Source organism: Streptomyces sp. NPDC052109 (genome assembly GCF_040680195.1).
Classification (GTDB): Bacteria; Actinomycetota; Actinomycetes; order Streptomycetales; family Streptomycetaceae; genus Streptomyces.
Genome location: NZ_JBFAWF010000003.1, coordinates 468010 through 488481 on the forward strand (window position 1 = coordinate 468010; position 20472 = coordinate 488481).

Sequence of the window (20472 nt, forward strand, 5' to 3'; positions counted from 1 at the left end):
TCGTGACGTTGGGCGCTCGGGACGCCGGAGGGATGCCTTGAGCACGATGGGCCGGCCAGGTCTAGCGGTAGATCGGCACTCTCCAGCGTCCGCCACCGGTATCTGGGGCTGCACGGTGACCTCTTGCGGCACGCCAGCCGTGAGCTCCTGCACAGACAGAGGCCCGCGCGGTGCGCTGGTGCCGCGAACGACTAGGGCCTGTCCAACGGATCATGTGACCGTCGCGGGCCTGGCTCGTTGGCCTGTCCGTGGGGCGGGGAGATCTGTCGAACGAGGAATGGGCCCGGCTGAAGCCGCATCTGCCGAGGTCCGCTAAGCGGGGTGGTCGTTGGGTGAGCCATCGGAGAGTCATCAACGGGATCTTGTACCGGAATCGCACGGGGGTGCCCTGGCGGGATCTGGCTGCGCGTTTCGGCAAGTGGAAGACCGTGTATGAGAGGCACAGACGCTGGTCGGCGGACGGCACGTGGGACAGGCTCTTCGCTGCTGTCCTGGCTGACGCCGACGCGGAGGGCCGTATCGACTGGTCGATGGTGAGCGTGGACTCCACCTCCTGCCGGGCTCACCAGCACGCTGCCGGCGCCCGCAAGCGACGCCCGCGGGTGCCGGGAAAAGATCAACGCCCCGGCAGCACCGCTCCGACGAGGGGCTCGGACGCTCTCGGGGCGGCCTCACCTGCAAGCTCCACCTCGTTGGGGAAGGCGGACGCCGCCCGCTGGCCCTGCTGATCACGCCGGGCCAGTGGGGCGACGCCCGGCAGTTCATCCCCATCATGGAACGTGTCCGAGTCGCCCGTCTCGACGGCGGACGTCCGCGCACCCGACCGGACCATCTCGGCGGTGACAAGGCGTACTCCTCGCGCCGCAATCGCCGATACCTGCGACGACGCCAGATCAAGCACACGATCCCCGAACCGAAGAACCAGCGGGCAAACCGCCGGAGCCGCGGCAGCAGGGGCGGCCGACCCGCGGGCTTCGACAAGACGATCTACAAAAGGAGGAACGAAGTCGAGCGAACGATCAATGCGCTCAAGAACTGCAGGGCCGTGGCCACGAGGTACGACAAGCGTGCCTACATCTTCCACGGCACCATCATCATCGCCTCGATTCGACTCTGGCTGCGCCCATGATCTGGGCCAGACCTGGCGTACTCGAGGCCGGCACCAGTACCGGAGCGGCCGCATCTCCCCTCAATGCTGCTCTGGACATGCTTGCTCAACCGGTATGGGTCACCACGGCATCGATGAGCTCGGGCCAGAGTGCACGCGGGCGATCGTGGCCCATGTCAGGGACCAGCAGGAGTTCGGCGCCGGGCACCAGCTCCGCGGTGCGTTTCCCGCCACTGGGGTCGATCAGCGTGTCGTCCAGGCCGTGGATGACCAGCGTCGGCACCCGCAGCTCACGCAGTGCATCCGCACGTGAACCGCTGAGGATCATCGCGCCGAGCTGCCGCCCGATCCCCTCGGGGTAGTAGGCGCGGTCGTAGCTCGCGGCGGCCAGCTCACGCAGCACCGAGGCGTCGCCGTATCGCTTGGAGGCCCACACCAGTTCCCGCTCCGCCGCCGCAACGTATCCCTCGCGGTCCGCGGGCTTGGGACTGAACAGCACCGCCTGGGCCTCCGGGCTGGACTGGCCGTATTCGCTCTCGCCGGTCGAGGACATCATCGACGTCAAGGTCAGCACCCGCTCCGGGCAGGAGAGGGCCATCACCTGGGCGATCATCCCTCCCATCGAGGCACCGACCACGTGGGCGCGTTCGATACCGAGCGCAGTGAGCAGGCCGAGGCCGTCACCCGCCATGTCGAGAAGCCGATAGGGAACCATGGTGAGGGCGGCGGGAATGTCTCCCGAGCTGACGGCGGCGATGAACTTGCCCATGTCCACAGGATGATCGTCGAACTTGGTGGACAGCCCGCAGTCCCGGTTGTCGTACCGGATCACGTAACGGCCGCGGTCTGCCAGTGCTCGGCAAAAGTCCTCGTGCCAGGCGAGCATCTGCGCGCCGAAACCCATCACCAGCAGGACTGGCGGGTCTCCAGGGTCGCCGAAACTCTCGTACGCGATGGACACCTCAGGGGACACGTCAACGATCGACATGCACGGAGACTGTCATAGTCATCCATGGAGCGCACCCAGAATATCGCCGGGCGACCTGCACATACTTTCCTGGCTTCTGCCCATGATCCGTCGGACAGGCCCTAGGCGAAGGTGCCGAAGGGGAGCAGGACCGTGTCGCCGGGGCGGACGTCGGTGATGTCCGCCCCCACGGCCAGGACCGTGCCGGCACCCTCATTGCCGATGACGCTCGGCAGTACCGGGCGGACCGGATAGACGCCTTTCGCCAAGAGCAGGTCGTGGTGGTCGAGCGGGGCGTACTCGACCTGGATCAGCGCCTGGCCGGCGGCGGGAGCCGGTGGCTTGGGAACGTCGACCACTTTCAGGCTCTGCTCAGGCTCCCCGAACTGAACGAGATGAATCGCGATCATGTAACTCGTCTCCTGGCAGTCTTGCGGTGAAGCCGCTCCCAGCGGTGGGGGAGGGGTGACCAGAGCAAGATCGGCAGCCGCAGCGCAGCCGAGCGCCACGCCACATGACTGCTGCAACAGAGTCAGACCTGCCGCATTGGCAGGCGGTGCCTGTGTACACATGCTGTCACCTCCGGCGTAGCGCCACATCACGTGCAGTTCGTGGTTGCGCTCCGTGCACCACTACGTGATCGCTGGAAATCAGGCGGGTCTGGGGCGTGCAAGAGGCCGCTGCATCGCCATCAAGGCGGTGATCAGATCACATGACGGTGCCGCAGGGCGAACAGCCACAGCGGGCGAGGCCCCAACCGCCCGAGTGGCTCGCCGGCGCCTTGCCCTGGCACCTCTGCCGCGACGGGGCGCATCCCGACCACTGCCTCGAGACGTTTCTGCAGGCTTCCTAGGAGGAACACCGGCTCCGGCACGGCGGCCGACTCACCGGCTCTCACCAGGCAGCCGAGGAAGAGACGCGGGCCGGGTCTGGCGGAGGCATTTCGCGGGGCCATGTCAGAAGCCGCCGCGGTGGGGCCTGGGCGGATCTTGTACAGACCCGATGGGCTGATGCTGCGCGCCCCGCGCCTCTGTCTCACCGGGCTGCGGCGGGCCACTGGGGTGATACGCGGTGGCAAAGGCACCCCGCAGCGGCGAGGGGCCGGGGAACCGGCCACGACTCCTCGTTCAATCGAGGCAGAGAACCGATTCGCCGCGCAGAAGTCGGCTCCAGGGCGCGGACCTGCGAGCCATGCCCACTGCGTTTGAGGGAGATTGCCATGAGCGGTACGACGACCTTGCCGACACCGTCCGGTCCGTACCTGGACACAGGGCTGCTGCCCGCCGACTTCTACGCCCATGAGGAACTGCTGTCGGAGAAGGAACGGGGGAAGATCGCATCGCTGCGCGACTTCCTGCGCACGCAGGCCGCCCCGCTCGTCGACGACTACTGGGCCCGGGCCGAGTTCCCCTTCCAGTTGGTGGGGGGCTTCGGGAAGCTGGGCTTGATGGAATGGGCCGACCCCGACTCCCCGGAATCAAGGCCGAGCAACCTCTTCTCGGGCTTCACCGCGCTGGAGCTCGCACACTTCGACGCGTCCTTGGCGACGTTCTTCGGCGTTCACACAGGTCTGGCCATGGGCACCATCCTCGCCTGCGGCTCCGGCGAGCAGAAGCGGCGGTGGCTGCCGGCGATGAGCCGCTTCGAGAAGATCGGCGCCTTCGGGCTGACCGAGCCGCACGGCGGATCCGACGTGGCGGGCGGCCTGCGGACGACCGCGCGACGTGACGGCGACGGATGGATCCTCGACGGAGCCAAGCGATGGATCGGCAACGCGACGTTCGCCGACCTGGTCGTCATCTGGGCCCGCGATGTCGAGACACAGCATGTGCTGGGATTCGTCGTGGAGAAGGACACCCCCGGGTTCACCGCGACGAAGATCGAGAACAAGATGGCGCTGCGGATCGTGCAGAACGCCGACATCGTGCTCGACGGCTGCCGCGTTCCGGAGGCCAACCGGTTGCAGAACGCGAACTCCTTCAAGGACACCGCCAAGATCCTGCGCCAGACGCGCAGCGGCGTGGCGTGGCAGGCGGTGGGAGTGATGTTCGGCGCCTACGAGATCGCCCTGAGTTACGCGAAGGAGCGCGAGCAGTTCGGGCGCCCGATCGGGGGCTTCCAGCTCGTGCAGGACCTGCTGGTGAAGATGCTCGGCAACGCCACGGCCTCGTGCGGGATGGTGACGCGCCTGGCCCAGTTGCAGGACGCCGGGGTGTACCGGGACGAGCAGTCCGCGCTGGCGAAGGCCCACTGCACCGTGCGGATGCGCGAGACCGTCGGGTGGGCGCGGGAGCTGATGGCTGGGAACGGGATCGTCCTCGACTACAAGATCGGCCGCTTCGTCGCCGACGCGGAGGCCATTTACTCGTACGAGGGCACACGGGAGATCCAGACCCTCATCGTCGGACGTGCCGTGACCGGTGGCCTGAGCGCCTTCGTGAGGTGACGACCATGACCACCGAATCCGTCTTCACCGGCTTGAAGGTCCTCGACGCGTCGAGCTTCATCGCGGGACCGGCCGCGGCCACCGTGCTCTCCGACTTCGGAGCGGACGTCATCAAGATCGAGCCACCGGGGAAGGGGGACCCCCAGCGGCTGCTGAGTTCCGTGCCGCCCAGCCCCCGGGCCGAGGCCAACTACGGCTGGCACCTCGCCAATCGGAACAAGCGTGGCATGGTGCTCGACCTGAAGTCCCCGGCGGCCATCGAGGTTCTCAAGCGGCTCGTCCAGTGGGCCGACGTGGTGATCACCAATTTCCCGCACGGCACGCGCGAGAAGCTGCACCTCGGCTACGAAGAGGTATCCGGCTGGAACCCGAGAGTCGTCTACGCCGACATCACGGGCTTCGGGGACGCCGGTCCGGACGCCGGACTGCCGGGCTTCGACCTGACCGCCGCCTGGTCGCGCAGCGGGCTGCTGGCCTCCACCCGGGACGCGGGAGCGCCGCCGACGGTGCCGGTCTGGGGCAGCGGCGACTACATGTCCGCGATCGCGATCTACGCCGCGATCCTGACCGCCCTGTACCGCCGCGAGCGGACAGGACAAGGGGCCAGTGTCGGGACCTCGCTGCTCGCCGCAGGCGTATGGGCGACGGGAACACTCGTGGCCGGCGCGCTTGCCGGCGGCACGCCGTTCGAGCTGCACGACCGGAAGGCACCGGCCAACCCGCTGATCAATCCCTACCGAACCGCGGACGACGAGTGGTTCATGCTGGTCGCCTCGCCCTCGCACTGGCCGGGACTCACGCGGGCCGTCGGGCATCCCGAGCTGCTCGATGATCCCCGTTTCGCCGGCATCGAGGGCTTCGTCAAGAACTCCGCCGTGCTGACGGAACTGCTCGACGCCGAGTTCCGCTCACGCCCGTTCGCCCACTGGAAGGACGCCCTGACCCGGGAACGCATCACCTACAGCCTCATCCAAACACCCGAGGAGGCAGCACAGGACCCGCAGCTGCGCGCGAACGACATCGTCGTGCCGCTGGCAGGGGTCAACGGGCTGGACTACACCATCAACAGCCCGGTCAATGTGCGAGGTGTCAAGAAAGTCCCGGCGAAGCGGGCCCCGGACCTGGGCGAGCACAACGACGGGATCCTCGCCGAGCTGGGATTCGGCCCTGCCGACATCGCCGAACTGCGCGCCCAGGGAGCGATTCCCGGCCCGACACAAGCGCAGGCGCCGCGATGAGCACGGCGCCCGAAGCGGCCACCATGGTGCTGCACGAGCACCGCGACGGCGTGCTGACCCTCACCATCAACCGTCCGGCACAGAAGAACGCCGTCGACCACGAGGTCGCGGTACAACTCGCGGCGGCCGTGGATCTGCTCGACGCGGACCCGGAACTCTCGGTCGGCGTCCTCACGGGCGCGGGCGGGGTGTTCAGCGCCGGCATGGACCTGAAAGCCTTCACCAAGGGGGAGCTGCCGGTGCTCCCCGGCCGAGGATTCGGCGGGCTCACCCGCGCGGCGGTGCGCAAGCCGCTGATCGCCGCGGTCGAGGGCTGGGCGCTCGGCGGAGGCTTCGAGATGGTACTCGCCTGCGATCTGATCGTCGCCGCGGAGGACGCCCGGTTCGGGCTTCCCGAGACCACCCGTGGTCTCGTGGCGGCAGAGGGCGGACTGGTCCGGCTGCCGCGCCGCCTTCCGTACCACGTCGCCGCGCGCGTACTGCTCACCGGCGAGCCGCTGACCGCCGCAGAAGCCAAGCAGTACGGGCTCGTCAACGAACTGACCCCGCCCGGCGCCGCGTTGACTGTGGCCCGGGAACTGGCGGGACGCGTCGCGCGGAACGCACCGCTGGCGCTCGCAGCCGTCAAGGAGGTCCTGCGCGAAACCCAGGGCCTGAACGAGAGTGACGCGTTCACACGCCAGGACGAGATCACCAGAGGGCTGGCCACCAGTGAGGACGCCAGGGAAGGCGCACGGGCGTTCGCTGAAAAGCGCGCACCTGTCTGGCACGGCCGTTGATACCAGGCACGTCGGCCCCCTACCGCCCGTATCCGATTCCCTCAGGAGCAGTGACCAGTCATGAATGCGCACAGGCCTGTCCAGCGCGTGGCGATCGTCGGGACCGGCACGATCGGTGCGAGCTGGGCGGCGCACTATCTCGTCCGCGGCTTCGACGTCACGGCGACCGATCCCGCCCCCACCGCGGAGACGGCTCTGCGGTCGTACGTGGAGGCGGCCTGGGACGCGGCCGCCTCGATCGGGCTCGCGGCCGGGGCGTCGCCCGACCGGCTGAGCTTTACCGCGGACCTGCGTCAGGCCGTCGCGGACGCCGACTTCGTCCAGGAGAACGCACCAGAGCGGCCGGAGCTCAAGGTGAAGCTGTTCGCCGACATCGACGAGGCCACGCCGCCGGACGCGATTCTCGCGTCGAGTTCATCGGGCATCACGATGAGCGTCATCCAGGCCGAGTGCCGGCACCCGGAGCGCACCGTCATCGGACATCCCTTCAACCCACCGCACATCGTCCCGCTGGTCGAGGTCGTCGGCGGCACGAGGACCGATCCGGACACGGTCCGGGACGTCATGGCGTTCTACGCCGCGATCGGCAAGAAACCGGTCCACCTCAAGAAGGAACTTCCCGGGCACGTCGCCAACCGCATCCAGGCCGCCCTGTACCGCGAGGTGGTGTACCTGGTCCAGCAGGGCGTGCTCGACGTGGCCGACTCCGACGACGCGGTGTCCTGGGGCCCGGGGCTCAGATGGGGTGTCATGGGACCCCATCTGCTGTGGCATCTGGGCGGAGGAGAGGGCGGCATCCAGCACTTCATGGAGACGCTCATGCCGCGGATGGTGGCGTCCTGGCAGGACCTGGGCACCCCCGAGTTCACCCCCGAGCTCCAGCAGGCGATCGTGGCCGGTGTCCTCGACGAAGCGAACGGCCACTCGGTCGACGAGCTGGCCGACCGGCGCGACGCGATGCTCTCGGCCCTGCTGGCCGTGCGCGCACGGCATGACTTCTCCGGCCCGGGGCTCACAACCGACCCCGTGACAGAGGAGGGGACATGACACAGCGGCAGGAGAGGCTGTTCGTACTCGAAGCCAGCGGTGGCGGCCGGCTGTTCTGCGTGCACCCCGACGGCTCGGGCAAGACGGTCCTCGTCACCGGGTGCAGGGTTCCTGACGGGGTGGCGGTCGATGTGGCGGCCGGGCACATCTACTGGACGAACATGGGTATGCCGGCGGAGAACGACGGCTCGATCGAGCGTGTGGACCTGGACGGAGGCAACCGGACGACGATCGTGCCGAGCGGCGTCACGCACACCCCGAAGCAGCTCCACTTCGAGACCGTGGGCCGGAAGCTGTACTGGGCTGATCGTGAGGGCATGCGCGTGATGCGCTGCGAACTCGACGGCTCGAACGTCGAGACACTCCTGCAGACGGGACAGGGGGCCGACGACCGCCAGGACGAGAGAAGGTGGTGCGTGGGAGTCGCCGTCGACCCGGCCGGCGGACATCTCTACTGGTCCCAGAAGGGCCCGAGCGACGCGGGGGAGGGGAAGATCCTGCGGGCCGGAATCGACCTTCCCGAGGGCCAGAGCGCGGCCGAACGCAGCGACATCGAAGTGCTCTTCGAAGGTCTGCCGGAGCCGATCGACCTCGAACTCGACCACGTGCAGCGCCTGTTGTACTGGACGGACCGCGGCGACCCGCCCCGGGGCAACACCGTGAACCGCGCACCCATGCACCCGCCGAACGCAGTACGTTCGCCCGAGATCCTCCTCACCCACCTGATGGAAGGTATCGGCATCACCCTCGACCCGGACGGCGGCCGCATGTACGTGACCGACCTGGGCGGCAGCATTTACACCGCCGGCCTCGACGGATCGGACCGCAAGGAGATCCTCGTCGCACAGGGCAACCTCACCGGAATCGCCCATGCCGTGCTGGTAACCGGAAAAGGCGTCTGACCAAGTGCTTACGTCACCTCCCATTTGGTTCAAAATTAAATTACACCGAGGGGTGTCGCAAAATTCAAGGAGTCCTTGTGGAGAGCATTGAATCGGCCGGCGTTGACGCGCAGCACTCTGTGCGCGTCTTCAGTAGTGCGGCACGGTGGCTGACTGAGCAGGTCGGGCACGAAATTCGACGTGAGACCGGCATGTGGCAGATCCACTATGAGATGCTCTCTTGGCTGGCGGAAGCCCCTGAGGGGCAATTGGGCCTGACCAAGTTGGCCCGGCGGATGGGCATATCGACCAGCAGACTCTCCCATCTGGTGGACCGCACACGGGAGCACGGCTGGGTGGTGCGCGTACCGGATCCCCTTATTACTCCAGTCAGATTGCGTGTTCTGAGCTGGTTCTTCTTCGGTAGTGGCAGCGGCGGGCGTTGGCTTGGTGGTGTCTGCGCCAGTGGGACCAGTTCAGTGCGTGCAGTTGTCGGTCCTGGTGGGGTCTGGGGTGGGGCAGGAGAGTGTCCAGTAGGCGCCGGATCTCTGCCACGGTGAGGGGGGTGAGGCTGGTGGTGTCGTTTCTGCTGCCCCCTTTGTGGTGTCCTGGGCCTGGGCTGCGAGGACGGCGAGGAAGGCGTGGGCGAGCATGGCCAGGGTGATGTGGCGGTACCAGCCCGCGTAGCGTCGGACTTCGTATTCGTCCAGGCCGCACTGGTTCTTCGCGGCCTGGAAGCACTCTTCGATGGCCCGGCGTGAGCCGGCGACGCGGGCCAGTTCGGCGATCTCGACGCCGGCGGGTGCGTAGGCGAGGTAGTAGGCGAGTTCGGTGGGGTCGGACAGGCTGCGTCGGGCCATCACCCAGCGGTGATGGGTGGGTGGGTCCGGGTCGAAGATGATGTTGGCGGGCAGTTTGGCCGCGGCCCAGTCGTAGGTGCGTGGGCCCTTGGCTCCGTCGCCGCAGGACAGGGTCTGCCAGGCGTCGTCGGGTGCTTCGTCGATGAGCTGGTCGATGCGCCAGAAGCCGGCCAGGGACTTGATCTGCTGGGACTTCGGCACCGCCACGACATAGCCGACGTCGAGCTGTTCGAGCAGGCGGCGGAAGGACCAGTCCTGTCCGTAGGCTTCATCGGCAGTCACCCACGCGGCGGGCAGTCCTGCGGCGATGCAGCGGCGGACCAGGCCCTTGGCCGGCTCGCCCTTGGTCGCGAAGGTGCGTTCGTCGGGGATCTTCGCTTCCCGGCACCGCTCTCGGTCCGTGGTCCAGCACTTGGGCAGGTGGAGCTCGCGGTCGACGAGGGCTCTGCCATGGCCGGTGGCGTAGGCCGCGAAGACACCGATCTGGCAGTTGTCGATCTCTCCGGATGTGCCGGTGTCCTGCCTCGACACCCCGGCTGACGTGGTGCCCTTCTTGATGAATCCGGTGTCATCGATGATCAGCACTCCCCCCGGACCCAACCGACCGGGCCGCAGCGCTGACGTACTACGGGTTGCTGTCGCTCTTCCCGGCCCTGCTTGTCCTGGTGTCGATGCTCGGCGTCGCCGGCAAGTCCACCACAGCCACGGTGCTGAGCAATCTCAAACGGTTCACTCCGGGCTCCGCCCGGGACATCATCACCGGGGCCGTCTCGCAGCTGCAGAACAACGCCGGCATCGGTTCTCTCATGGCGATTGTCGGGATCGTCCTGGCGGTGTGGTCGGCCTCGGGGTACGTGGCCGCGTTCATCCGCGCGGCCAACCAGGTCTACGACATGCCCGAAGGTCGCCCGGTGTGGAAGATCCTCCCCGTGCGGGTCGGGCTGACGGTCGTCCTGCTGATACTCGCCGTCGTCAACGCATTGATCGTCGTCTTCACCGGCACTCTGGCCCGCCAGGCCGGAAAGGCGCTGGGGATCGGGGACAGCGCGCTGACGGTGTGGTCGGTCGCCAAGTGGCCCGTCCTGGTGGTCCTGGTCACGATCATGATCGCCCTTTTGTACTGGGCCACCCCCAACGCCCGGGTGAAGGGGTTCAGGTGGATCACACCTGGCAGCTTCCTCGCCCTGGTCATCTGGCTGATCGCATCCGCCGCCTTCGCGTTCTACGTCGCCAACTTCGCCTCGTACAACAAGACCTACGGCACCATGGCCGGGGTCATCGTCTTCCTCATCTGGCTGCGGATCAGCAACCTCGCCATCCTGCTCGGCCTGGAGTTCGACGCCGAGACCGTCCGGCAGCGGGCGGTCGCCGGCGGCCTGCCGCCGCACAAGGAGCCCTACACCGAGCCGCGTGACACCAGGAAGTGGACCGAGGAGGACCTGCGCCGCCTGGACGCATCGTGACCGTGGCACAGCGGTGACGGGCTGATTCTTAACGCTCGGGCGCTTACCCACCAGCGCTCGCGGATATCCGCAGCTCATGAGGTTGCTGACGGGCTTGCGTGAGGCTGACCGTGTTGTGACGCGGCGGGCGGCCTCCCGCATCCCGCCGGGCGTGGCCAGGGCGTTGTCGGCGGTGGAGGAGTCCGCGGAGAGCTCGAAGCTGTGGTGCGGGGCGGCGGCCGCGATGGCCTGGTGGGGCGGGTGGCGGGGCCACAAGGCGGCGGCCGCCGGGCTGGGGGCCCTGGTGGTGGCGCAGTTGGCGTCGAACGGCTTGTGCAAGCAGCTCGCCGACCGCCCCAGGCCGCCCGCGCAGTGGATCCCGCACGACGAGGTCGCCGACCGCCCCGACTCTTCCTCCTTCCCCTCAGGGCACACTGCGGCCGCGGTCGCCTTCACTGCCGCCGTTGCCCGCACCTGGCCGGCCGCCGGCGCGCTGTGCGCGGTGCCAACCGCCCTGGTGGCTCTCGAACGGGTGCAGTCCGGTGCCCACTACCCCGGCGATGTCGCCGCCGGCGCCGCCATCGGCCTGGCCAGCGCCTGGCTCACCCGCCACGCCCCGAAGTCGTTCCTGCGCCAAACGAATTCCCGCCCCGGCTCGGGCCTGCCCTGAACTGGGTCGTTCGGGGTACTCGCGCGCCGTGAAAGGGGTCGGGCCACCGGCCCCGCAGGAACGAGATGGGAGGGGAGGTGACCGCCGTGTCGAGCACGCAGCCGTTCTCGTCGGGGACCGACCATAGCCCGCACCATGCCGGTCAGGAGCCGGTGAGCGAGCTGGTGCAGAGGGCTTCGCAGCAGCTGACGGAGCTGGTGCGCGGTGAAATGCGCCTGACGCAGGCGGAGATGAGGGAGAAGGGCAAGCGTTACGGCAAGGGCGGCGGCCTGTTCGGCGGAGCCGGAGTGGTCGGCTTCCTGATGGTGCAGGCTCTGGTGGCGACTGGCATCGCCGCGCTGGCGCTCCTGCTTCCGGTGTGGGCCGCGGCACTGATCATCACAGCGGTGCTGGGTGTGATAGCCGCCGTCATGGCAATGAGCGGGAAGAAGCAGGTCGACCAGGCCGCACCGCCGACACCGCAGCAGACGGTCGAGAACGTGAAGGCCGATGCGGCCGAGATCAAGGAGAGCGCACACCGATGACCCAGCCGCCCCACGACGAGCCCACTGCCGACAGCCCTGAGGAGCTGCGCGAGTAGGTGGAGCAGACCCGCGAGGAGCTCGGCCAGACGGTCGAGGCCCTCGCGGCCAAGACCGACGTCAAGGCACGCGCCCAGGAGAAGGCCACCGCGGTCAAGGAACAGGCCGCCGTCAAGGCCGGCGAGCTGAAGGCCAAGGCCGCCCACCTGGCACATCAGGTCCAGGACAAGCTGCCCGACCCGGTCAAGGGCAAGGCCGCCCAGGCCGGCCAGCTGTGGCAGGACAAGGCCCCCGAATCCGTGCAGCAAAGGACGGCTCAGGGTGCACGGATGGCGCGGGAGAACCGCAACCTGCTGCTGGCAGCCGCCGGTGTGGCCGTCGTGGCGTGGATGGTCTGCCGCCGTCGCAAGGGGTGAGCGGTGTGAAAGCCTCGAAGATCGCTTACAAGCCGGTCGGTCTGACCCTGGGTGCCATCAGCGGCGTGATCGCCGGAGCGGCGTTCAAACAGGCGTGGAAGATACTCGGCCACGACGACGACGCGCCCGACGCCACCGACGAGGACCGTACCTGGAGCGAGGTCCTGCTCGCCGCCGCCCTGCAAGGCGCCATCTTCGCCGGGGTCAAAGCCGCCGTTGACCGCGCCGGAGCGGCCTCCACCCGCCGTCTGACCGGCACCTGGCCCGGCTGACGCAATCATGGAGGGGTGCCGGTACACGGCTACCGGCACCCCTCCCCGCCCCGGAAAGAGGCCGAGCCGTCTCCCCCTTCCACGCGCTGCCTGCTCTGGCCGCCGCGACGGTCACCTGCCTCGTCCTGGCTGGCCGCTAGGCCACCAGCCGCCGGCACGACCGCACCGCGGCGCGCCTTTCCGCACCGGGGCAGCAGCAACGCATCCCCACGGACAGCACGCCTGATGAGGCTCCCTGAAAGTGGTTCTGACCGCAGTTCCGTGAAAGCCCAGGTCAGAGGGTGAATGCAGGAACGTTCACTCGGGGCAGTTCTCGATCATGGGGGTCTCCTCGATCGAAGACGTTCTGTTTCCCGGGATCGATGTGCGGTTGGAGGGTGTGAGCGTCACCACCACGATGCTGTTCGTCGATGCTGCGGCGTGTGGACGTCCACCGTCTTGCCCGGGCTGTCGATGGCGGGGACGCAGAGTACATTCGACCTACCGCCGTAACCTGTCCGAACGTCCCTTTGGCGGGCAGAAGTTGGTTGTGCGTCTGCAGGTGCGGCGATTTTTCTGCGATCGGAATTCATGCGCCCGTAGGACGTTCGTTGAGCAGGTCGACCGACTGACGGAACGTTACCGACGCTTCAGCCTCGGGCTGAAGGAGTGGCTGACGACGGTGGCCGTCGAGCGGCTGTGCCGCAAGCTGAACCTGGCGGCGGGCCGGACCTGCCTGGTGGAGCTGCTGGAGGAACCGCCGGCGCCGGAGCAGGCACCGCGGGTCCTCGGGGTGGACGAGTTCGCCCTCCGACGCGGGCGCCGGTACGGCACCATCCTGGTCGACGTCGAGGCCGGGCGGGTGGTCGACGTCCTGCCCGACCGTACCTCGGAGACCTTCGGCGCCTGGCTGACCTCCCACCCCGGAGCGGAGATCATCTGCCGGGACCGTGCCAGCGCCTACACGAAAGCGATCAAGGAAGCCGCGCCGGACGCCATGGAAGTCGCGGACCGCTGGCACCTGCTCCAGAACCTCTCCGACGCGATCGAGAAGACCTGCCACCAGCACCGGCCGTGCCTGAAGAAGCACGCGGAACGGGGAGGTGACCGCCCGATCCAGATGCCGCTGGTGGACGCACTGCCGCCCACGCGGATCGTGCAGCGCGTTCTCCAGCACCACGCCGAACTCACCCGCATGGTCGCGGCCGGCCACCCGCTCAGTGACATCGCCCGCCGCCTCGGTCTCGACCGCAAGACGGTCCGCCGCTACCGCGACACCAGCCTCGACCACCTCCTCGACAGCGCCCGCGACCGCCGCCCCGAGAAGTTGGACGCCTTCAAGCCCTTCCTGCAGCAGCAGTACGCCGTAGGCATCACCAACGGCCGCATACTGTTCCAGCAGATCCGCGAACGCGGATTCCGCGGCGGCTACTCGACTCTCACCCCCTACCTCCGAACCCTGAAAGCCGGCACGGCCCCGACCGCACCAGCGGAAATCCCAAGCCCGCGCCGGATCACTTCCTGGATCATGCGCAACCGCGAGCTCCTCAGCACTCAGGAGGTCGAACACCTCGACCAGGCCCGCCTCGCGTGCCCGGACATCGCGCGGGCCTGCGACCTCGCCCGGGCCTTCACGGACCTCGTCCGCAACCGCCGAGGCCAACTGCTGCCTGCCTGGATCCGCCAGGCCGAACACTCCGACGTCCTCCCGGTCGCCAAGTTCGCCGCGTTCCTCCGCCAGGACTTCGACGCTGTCACCGCCGGCCCCACCCACGAATGGAGCTCGGGCAAGGTCGAAGGCCATGTCAATCGCGTGAAAACGATCAAGCGGGCCATGTACGGGCGGGCCGGCTTCCGACTACTACGGACCCGAACCCTCTCCCGCACATAGCCTCGGGCCGGTCACGGAATCCAGCCGGCCGCCACACGCTCGGCCACCGAGAAGTCGGTCCCGCAGTCCGGGCAGGAGGCCCGCCCGAACAGGTAACGGACGCCATGTGCCAGGCCCTCCTGACCGTCCGCCGAGGCCCGCGTGAACAGCCTCCGCGGCAGCCCTTCCAACTGCAGCGTTCGCGCCGGTTGGAGGGGTGACTTCAGCACTTCTGGCAGCGCGTAGTCGTCGGTGCAGCAGAAGGAGTCGTCCTGTCCGATGACGACGAACATGTTGACGCCGCAGTAGGGGCAGTCGACCTCGTACTCCCCGGTCTGCAGGCCGTCCAGGGAGCGATCCCAGATCTCGACGCCCTCGAAGGAGAGCAGGGCCTGCAGCAGGTTCACGTACTCCTCGGCCTCGGCCGTCTGGCTCAGGCGGCGATCGGTGAGGTCATGCAGAACCGCAATCGGAGCCGAGAAGACCGTCAGAGGGCTGTCGGAATCGGACAACCCCGGCGAGCAGGAAGTGATTGCTCCCGCCGCCAGCAGCACCCAGCCCAGGGTCTCCGGCCTGCCCGCGGTCGCGATCTCGGCCAGGCGCGGAAGTGCTGCGAAGCTGGCGGCGAAGGCGGTGTCCAGCTGCGGACACAGGTGGTCCATCAGCTCGGACCACACACCGCTCGGATCGGCCTCGAATCGATCCAGGAGAGCAGGCACGTGCTCTGCCGAGCCGCACGCGTCGGTGAGTGTCGACCAATCCGTCATGCGTTCATACAACCAGGCGGCTCCGGACGGGCTGCACCGGGCCGAGAGACTCCAAGATCCTTCACGGAACTGCGGTCAGAACCCTGAAAGTGGCCACCCCCTGCTCTGGCGGGACCCCACACTTGCTCGATGGATCTCCCCACCCCCATACCGTCTGACTTGTGGTCGGGAGCCTGCGGACACCCGTGAATTCCCCTTGCACAACCGGTGCTTCGCCTCGGCGGCCGGTTCCAGCTTCCACAAGACGCCCATCCCCGACCCCTGGACACGTAGTCGCCACGCAGCCGACAGCCCGGCTGACCCCACCCTGATCACCGATGGTGAGCGCATATGCGTCTCCGGTAAAGACCGCGTACCAGCCGCGCCGCCCGGCCCGGCCCTCCGCGGAGGCAGCAAGGTGCTGGAGATGACCCCGCGTCTTGCCTTCGCCAGCTCACAGTCGAGTTGGATGCCCCCTTCCGCGAATATTGTCATGTAATGTTAGCGATCTATGCCACTGCACCACCCGGAACGTCATTGTTCGATGACCTCGAGGGGGAGCTGTGCTGACCGGCACTCACAGAAACATCAGAACTGTCCGTAGCACCGTGCCGCGTTCGGTGATCACGGTCTCGTTCACCGCATCTGTCGCACTGGTGGGCGGCGTGGCGGCCGCGGACCCCGCGCCGCCGTCCGCGGCCAAGGCCGATCCCGTTGTGGAGTTACAGGCCGGAAGTGCCACGGGGAATCCTGTGGACGACACTGTGACCTGCGACTTGTTCGCGAACAAGGCGAACTACAGCGGCGTGAAGATCACTGGCACGGGCGGGATCCGCTCCTGCACCCCGCATGCACCGTTTTCCTGCAGCAGCGAGGCGGATCTGCAGATCTACCTGAGCGGGCCCGGCCGTTGGGAGACGCAGGCGGCAGGCCCGCGGCAGAGCAACTGTCCGCCCCCGGCACGCTCGACGACAGCGGCGTCCAGCTGCCGCTCGTCCTCAACGACGTACTCATATCGCACCGAGACGTTGGGGGACGATCTACTACGGCACCACGGACAGCGGCACCGCCTACAGCTCGGTGTTCAACGTCAAATACCTGTAGGAGAGTTGCTGCGGGGCGGGCGTCGGAGCGCGTCCCACGGTGTGTCACGAGAGGCGAAGCCGCAATGGCCATGAACGACGTGATAGCGGCAAGTGAGCGGCTCGCCCAACGGATCACGGACGGACGCCTGAGTGACGAGGCGTTCGAGGTGTGGGTGAATGAGGGCTGCTCGGTTTGGGGAGTGGATCGTGACGACCTGCTCGCCCAGGTCGAAGCAGTCGCGTTGATCGCGCTCATCACCACCGCCCTTGACACTGGTGCAGGTACGGATGAGACCGAGTGGCGGGCGAAGGCCCTGGCGAAGCTGCGAAGCCAGGATGATGTGGAACTTTTTGCCGCGCTGCCCCGCCCCCTGCCCGCCAAGTTGGTGACCCGGGTGGAACAACTGCGCCTGGTGTCTGCGGGCCTGACCTCCGGCTCCGCCGCGCGCTGGCTGCGCCTGGTCGACACCGCCAGCGAATTCCTGGGCGACGGGCCACCGCCGCGAGACTAGGCATCGTGCTGACGGTCGTCGCGCGCCTCGCCCATCGGAGCCCGGGCACCTCCGGGACCACTGAGCCGCAGACGGCGGCCGCCGCGCCCTGGGGGAGCTACAGCAGCCCCGGCAGCGGCAGGACGCGCTCGGTGAGCTGGCCGCGCAGTCTTGCGCCGGCGGTGTCGGCTTCGGCGAGCCAGTTCCCGTCGCTAGTGCTGTGACCACATAGGTTCGCCGGGTCTGTAGGCCGCTGTGGGCCCGCTGCGAGTGGGTCCCCTTGTTGCCACGGAGGCGAGCGTGTTCTTGGGTCTAACCTGGCTCCGTGACGCAGCAGATGAGCACGGTGGTCCTGATGTGCGGTCTTCCGGGGGCGGGCAAGACCACCTACGCGATGGAGCTGGTGCGACGCGGTTTCGCCCGGCTGTCGATCGACGAGGTGGTCTGGCAACGACTCGGGCAGCGTGACGCTGGCCTGGTACTGGAAGCCAAGGCATTCGACCAGCTCAAGGAGGAGGTCCGCCGCGAGCAGCGGCAGGAGCTGGTCGAGCTGATGCTGGCCGGGCGCGACGTAGTGGTGGACTACAGCTTCTGGAGTCGCGCCGCCCGCGACGACTACAAGGCGCTGATCGAGAGCCACGGCTGCCGCTGGGAACTGGTCCACCTCAAGGCCGACCGGACCACGCTGGAGCGTCGCCTTGAGCGACGCAACAGCGTGGGGGGCGCCAACTCCGTCACCGTGGATGAGACGCTGTTCAACCGCTACATGGCCAACTTCGAGGAGCCGAGCGGAGAGGGTGAGCAGGTCGTCATGCGGCCCTCGACCTGAGGATCTGACGCTGCTCGGCGGGGAGGGTACGGCTGCCCCAGCGGATGCCTTTTTCGCTGCGGATGCGAGCGCGTTCCTTCCGCTGGGCGGCGAGGACGTCGGGGTGGCGGGCGTTCTTGTTGCGCCAGCGCAGGTAGGCGTGCAGGGTCCGGGTCTGGACGGAGTGGTTGCGGTGGTTGGAGTTGGCGATGGTGAACTGCCGCAGCGGCCCGAAGTGGGCCTCGATCGGGTTGGCCCAGGACGTATAGGTCGGGGTGAAGCACAGCCCGACCCGGTTCTTCCTCGCCCAGCGCCGGATCGCCTCACCCTTGTGTGCGGACAGGTTGTCCAAGATGACGTAGATCGGGGCGCCGTCCGGGCGGGCCGCGCGGATCGACCTCAGTGCCGCCAGGGTGTTCGCGGCCCCCTTCTTCCCGCGGTTGACGCCCCACAGAGTGTCGTCGCCGACGGAGTAGTAGCCGTGGAAGTAGCGGACGCCGTGGGTGCGGTGGTAGGTCGCGGGGTGCCGCCCGGGGTGACCGGCAGGGGCCCAGCACGACCCGGCGGCGGGACGGATGCCGAGTGGGCCGAACTCGTCGAACGCGAAGACGCGATCCGGGAAGCGCTCCAAGACGTCCTCGATGCGGTCGAGCTTGGTGTCACGATCGGGGTCCGGGGACTCCTTCCAGGTCTTGGTGCGCTGGAAAGTGACGCCGCGGCAGGCGAGCAGGCACCGTAACGCCTCCCGGCCGATCCGGATCACGTGGCCGTGCACTTTCCGCAGGTAGGCGGCGAGTTTGCGGATGGACCAGCGGGTGAAGGGCTGGGCGGGCTTGGTCGGGCGGGTGGTGGCCGTCTGGACGACGAAATCCTCCTCGTCAGGACTGAGCAGGCGGGGACGGCCTCCCGCCCACCGAGGGTCCAAGCAGGCGAGGCCGATCTCGTTGAACCGGTGGATCACGTCGCGGACGGTGTCCTCGTCGGCCTGCACCAGCTTCGCGATCACCGGGACCCGGTTCCCGCCGGCCGATGCCAGCAGCATCATCGCCCGCCGGTAGCGCACCGAACTGGTGCTGCCCCGGCGCACGGTCTGCTGCAGCTTCTGCCCCTCCTGGTCGGTCAGCCTGCGCACACGGACAGGCTCGGCCACCACACCCCCAACGATCGGACGGACGAACGTCACGCACATCCAACCGCCACGACCACCAACGCGGCGAACCTTCCCGGTCAGAGCACTAGCGGAGTCCCCTATGCTCGCGAGGCAGTTGGTGTGAACAGTTCATGTAGGGGGCGCGGAGTCGCATGGCCGACGAGATCAGGTACGAGTACAAGACCGTGAAGACAGTTCGCGGCACTGACGGCTTGGTGATCTCGAAGATGCAGAAGGATGGCTGGGAGCTCGTGGAACAGTCCCAGGGCACGCTTCGCTCCACCCTCAACTTCCGTCGGCCGAAGAAGCCGCAGCCGTGGCTCCTGATCGGTACGGCGACCGCCGCCCTCGTGATCCTGGCCATCGTCATCGGCGTTGCCTCTGCACTCAGCGACGGAGGCGAGAAGAGGGACGAGTCAGACAAGTCGACGATCGCTGCGAGCGAGAAGCCTTCCGCTACGCCGACTTCGACCGCGGCCGAGTCGGCTACCACTGAGGTGATCACGCCGCAGAACAACCCGGAATTCGCAGCACTGCTGAAGGCGGACTCGTGCGACGACGCGAACCTGAACTTCGCGACCAGGCACAAGGGCCAGACGGTCACATTCAACGGCTCGATCGTTAACATGGCGCCCCACGGTCACTACGACACCCGCTACGACTTCCTCCTGGGCCCGGGCGACAAGGGACCGAACACGACGGTCGGCCCGGCCTTCAAGTACGAGGACGTCAACATCCTTGACCTGAAACTGACCGGTAAGAAGATCCCAGCTACCGTCGGCTCAGGCGACAAGTTCCGCTTCATCGCCAAAGTGGGCGAATTCAACGCGGACCAGTGCCTCTTCTTCCTCGATCCGATCTGGACGGAGCTCCGGTAGTCAAGCTGGCAGCCGCGTCTTCACGGACCAGCGTGCCGAACCGCTTTCTTCGCCGGTCAGGAAGGGTACGGTCTGATCTGTCGTCAGTGACGCTCTGGAGGTGTGGTGACGGGCATAGAGATCGCTGTCGGGTACGTGTTCGCCTGGCTGCTCCGCAAAGCGAAACGGGTAGCGGGGCGGGCCGATCAGGAGGTTGACCGCACCCTCGATGCCGCGATGGACCAACTCCACGAGCTGGTCAGCCGCAAGCTGGGTGAGGACCCCGCACTGCACCGGCTCGCCGAGGAGGCCCGGGCGGGACAGGACCAGGCCAGCGACCGTACCCGGCAACGGGTGCAACTCGCGTTGGAGGACGCCGCCGAGGAGGATCCCGGCTTCCGCGAGGCCATGGACCGGGCGGTGAAGCAGTTGCAGAGCCTGAGTGGCACATCTGGTGGAGCGTCGGCAGGCGATGGCGGAATGGCCGTCGGCGGGAATGTGGACATCCGCGCCGACCACGGCTCCGCCGCCGCCTGGAGCATGGGGGATGTGAGCCTGGGAAACCCTCCGCAGCCGGGAGCATCCCAGGGCTGAGCGCACCCGGCGCCATTTCCGCCCATCCCGCGCCCGGCGACGGACGCGCCGTGGTCTTCGCCGACCGCGGCAGCATGGCCTTCCAGCACGCCGACCAGGTCCGCTACTACGCGGTCCCCCGCACCCCGGCCAGCTGGCCGCACCAGGTCGGGACGCTCCCGCCCCGGGTCCTGTCCTTCCAACGCCGTCCCGTCGCCGACCGGCTGCGCGCGGCGGTCGGCGGCGGGGGGTCGGGGGGGCTGTGC

Annotated in this window: 22 protein-coding genes and 1 pseudogene; 18 read left to right on the forward strand and 5 right to left on the reverse strand. The window is 67.9% G+C overall.

The window, feature by feature from the left end:
* Nucleotides 1-248: 248 nt before the first annotated feature.
* Nucleotides 249-1129, forward strand: a protein-coding gene (locus AB0L59_RS10825; protein WP_365581562.1) for an IS5 family transposase whose coding sequence is annotated in 2 segments (ribosomal slippage) — nucleotides 249-612 and nucleotides 612-1129 — 882 coding nt in all. Because the reading frame shifts where the segments join, the coding sequence is not laid out codon by codon here.
* An 85-nt stretch (nucleotides 1130-1214) separates the two neighbouring features.
* Here AB0L59_RS10825 and AB0L59_RS10830 read toward each other — a convergent pair.
* Both AB0L59_RS10830 and AB0L59_RS10835 read right to left on the reverse strand, forming a co-directional pair.
* Nucleotides 1215-2096 carry an alpha/beta hydrolase gene (locus AB0L59_RS10830; RefSeq protein WP_365581564.1) on the reverse strand — a complete coding sequence of 294 codons (882 nt, stop codon included), beginning with the start codon at nucleotides 2094-2096 and terminating at the stop codon, nucleotides 1215-1217.
* 101 nt (nucleotides 2097-2197) lie between these two features.
* Entirely contained in the window at nucleotides 2198-2485 is a 288-nt protein-coding gene (locus AB0L59_RS10835; RefSeq protein ID WP_365581566.1) for an alcohol dehydrogenase catalytic domain-containing protein, read from the reverse strand.
* An 809-nt stretch (nucleotides 2486-3294) separates the two neighbouring features.
* On the opposite strand from AB0L59_RS10835, the gene AB0L59_RS10840 reads away from it, so the two are divergent.
* The 6 genes from AB0L59_RS10840 (at nucleotide 3295) to AB0L59_RS10865 (ending at nucleotide 9026) form a co-directional block, all read left to right on the forward strand.
* The gene (locus tag AB0L59_RS10840; RefSeq protein ID WP_365581568.1) at nucleotides 3295-4521 is read left to right on the forward strand and encodes an acyl-CoA dehydrogenase family protein; all 1227 of its coding nucleotides are present in this window, start codon (nucleotides 3295-3297) and stop codon (nucleotides 4519-4521) included.
* Nucleotides 4522-4526: 5 nt separating this feature from the next.
* Nucleotides 4527-5759 carry a CoA transferase gene (locus AB0L59_RS10845; protein WP_365581570.1) on the forward strand — a complete coding sequence of 411 codons (1233 nt, stop codon included), beginning with the start codon at nucleotides 4527-4529 and terminating at the stop codon, nucleotides 5757-5759.
* Nucleotides 5756-6538, forward strand: coding sequence for a crotonase/enoyl-CoA hydratase family protein (locus AB0L59_RS10850; protein WP_365581572.1), 783 nt, complete (start codon nucleotides 5756-5758; stop codon nucleotides 6536-6538). Before AB0L59_RS10845 ends, AB0L59_RS10850 begins: the two co-directional genes overlap by 4 nt.
* 60 nt (nucleotides 6539-6598) lie before the next feature.
* On the forward strand, nucleotides 6599-7585 hold the full coding sequence (locus AB0L59_RS10855) for a 3-hydroxyacyl-CoA dehydrogenase NAD-binding domain-containing protein (protein ID WP_365581574.1): 987 nt from the start codon (nucleotides 6599-6601) through the stop codon (nucleotides 7583-7585).
* A complete protein-coding gene (locus AB0L59_RS10860; RefSeq protein WP_365581576.1) occupies nucleotides 7582-8487 on the forward strand; it encodes a 3-hydroxyacyl-CoA dehydrogenase in 906 nt (301 codons plus the stop codon). The genes AB0L59_RS10855 and AB0L59_RS10860 overlap by 4 nt, the downstream gene beginning before the upstream one ends.
* Before the next feature lie 212 nt (nucleotides 8488-8699).
* Complete coding sequence (locus tag AB0L59_RS10865; RefSeq protein WP_365581630.1) at nucleotides 8700-9026, forward strand: MarR family transcriptional regulator; 327 nt, start codon at nucleotides 8700-8702, stop codon at nucleotides 9024-9026.
* Here the strand turns inward: AB0L59_RS10865 and AB0L59_RS10870 are convergent.
* Nucleotides 8943-9911 (reverse strand): IS701 family transposase, encoded by a 969-nt coding sequence (locus AB0L59_RS10870; protein WP_365581578.1) that lies wholly within the window; start codon nucleotides 9909-9911, stop codon nucleotides 8943-8945. The two genes, AB0L59_RS10865 and AB0L59_RS10870, sit on opposite strands and share 84 nt — an antisense overlap.
* A gap of 14 nt (nucleotides 9912-9925) precedes the next feature.
* Here AB0L59_RS10870 and AB0L59_RS10875 point away from each other — a divergent pair.
* From AB0L59_RS10875 to AB0L59_RS10900, 6 genes and pseudogenes are all read left to right on the forward strand, one after another.
* Nucleotides 9926-10789, forward strand: a pseudogene (locus AB0L59_RS10875) (YihY/virulence factor BrkB family protein); the annotation flags it as partial.
* Nucleotides 10790-10865: 76 nt separating this feature from the next.
* A complete protein-coding gene (locus AB0L59_RS10880; RefSeq protein ID WP_365581579.1) occupies nucleotides 10866-11438 on the forward strand; it encodes a phosphatase PAP2 family protein in 573 nt (190 codons plus the stop codon).
* A gap of 152 nt (nucleotides 11439-11590) precedes the next feature.
* Complete coding sequence (locus tag AB0L59_RS10885) at nucleotides 11591-11962, forward strand: phage holin family protein (protein WP_365581632.1); 372 nt, start codon at nucleotides 11591-11593, stop codon at nucleotides 11960-11962.
* Nucleotides 11963-12018: 56 nt separating this feature from the next.
* On the forward strand, nucleotides 12019-12375 hold the full coding sequence (locus AB0L59_RS10890; protein WP_365581581.1) for a DUF3618 domain-containing protein: 357 nt from the start codon (nucleotides 12019-12021) through the stop codon (nucleotides 12373-12375).
* Between the two features lie 5 nt (nucleotides 12376-12380).
* Nucleotides 12381-12647: a DUF4235 domain-containing protein gene (locus tag AB0L59_RS10895; protein WP_365581582.1), complete on the forward strand. Its 267-nt coding sequence runs from the start codon at nucleotides 12381-12383 to the stop codon at nucleotides 12645-12647.
* A gap of 319 nt (nucleotides 12648-12966) precedes the next feature.
* Nucleotides 12967-14517 carry an ISL3 family transposase gene (locus AB0L59_RS10900; RefSeq protein ID WP_365581584.1) on the forward strand — a complete coding sequence of 517 codons (1551 nt, stop codon included), beginning with the start codon at nucleotides 12967-12969 and terminating at the stop codon, nucleotides 14515-14517.
* A gap of 11 nt (nucleotides 14518-14528) precedes the next feature.
* Here the strand turns inward: AB0L59_RS10900 and AB0L59_RS10905 are convergent, their stop codons facing one another.
* Nucleotides 14529-15275, reverse strand: a complete 747-nt coding sequence (locus AB0L59_RS10905) for a hypothetical protein (RefSeq protein WP_365581586.1) — start codon at nucleotides 15273-15275, stop codon at nucleotides 14529-14531.
* 1135 nt (nucleotides 15276-16410) lie between these two features.
* On the opposite strand from AB0L59_RS10905, the gene AB0L59_RS10910 reads away from it, so the two are divergent.
* Together AB0L59_RS10910 and AB0L59_RS10915 are read left to right on the forward strand one after the other, a co-directional pair.
* The gene (locus AB0L59_RS10910) at nucleotides 16411-16839 is read left to right on the forward strand and encodes a hypothetical protein (RefSeq protein WP_365581588.1); all 429 of its coding nucleotides are present in this window, start codon (nucleotides 16411-16413) and stop codon (nucleotides 16837-16839) included.
* A gap of 304 nt (nucleotides 16840-17143) precedes the next feature.
* Entirely contained in the window at nucleotides 17144-17647 is a 504-nt protein-coding gene (locus tag AB0L59_RS10915) for an ATP-binding protein (RefSeq protein WP_365581590.1), read from the forward strand.
* On the opposite strand, the gene AB0L59_RS10920 is transcribed toward AB0L59_RS10915, so the two are convergent.
* Nucleotides 17628-18776, reverse strand: coding sequence for an IS630 family transposase (locus tag AB0L59_RS10920; protein WP_365581634.1), 1149 nt, complete (start codon nucleotides 18774-18776; stop codon nucleotides 17628-17630). The two genes, AB0L59_RS10915 and AB0L59_RS10920, sit on opposite strands and share 20 nt — an antisense overlap.
* 152 nt (nucleotides 18777-18928) lie before the next feature.
* Between AB0L59_RS10920 and AB0L59_RS10925 the strand changes: the two genes are divergently transcribed.
* The 3 genes from AB0L59_RS10925 to AB0L59_RS10935 all read left to right on the forward strand — a co-directional run.
* Nucleotides 18929-19654, forward strand: a complete 726-nt coding sequence (locus AB0L59_RS10925; protein ID WP_365581592.1) for a DUF4839 domain-containing protein — start codon at nucleotides 18929-18931, stop codon at nucleotides 19652-19654.
* A 135-nt stretch (nucleotides 19655-19789) separates the two neighbouring features.
* On the forward strand, nucleotides 19790-20227 hold the full coding sequence (locus AB0L59_RS10930) for a hypothetical protein (protein ID WP_365581593.1): 438 nt from the start codon (nucleotides 19790-19792) through the stop codon (nucleotides 20225-20227).
* Between the two features lie 50 nt (nucleotides 20228-20277).
* Nucleotides 20278-20472 (forward strand): hypothetical protein (locus AB0L59_RS10935; RefSeq protein WP_365581594.1); only part of this gene is annotated, 195 nt, incomplete at its 3' end.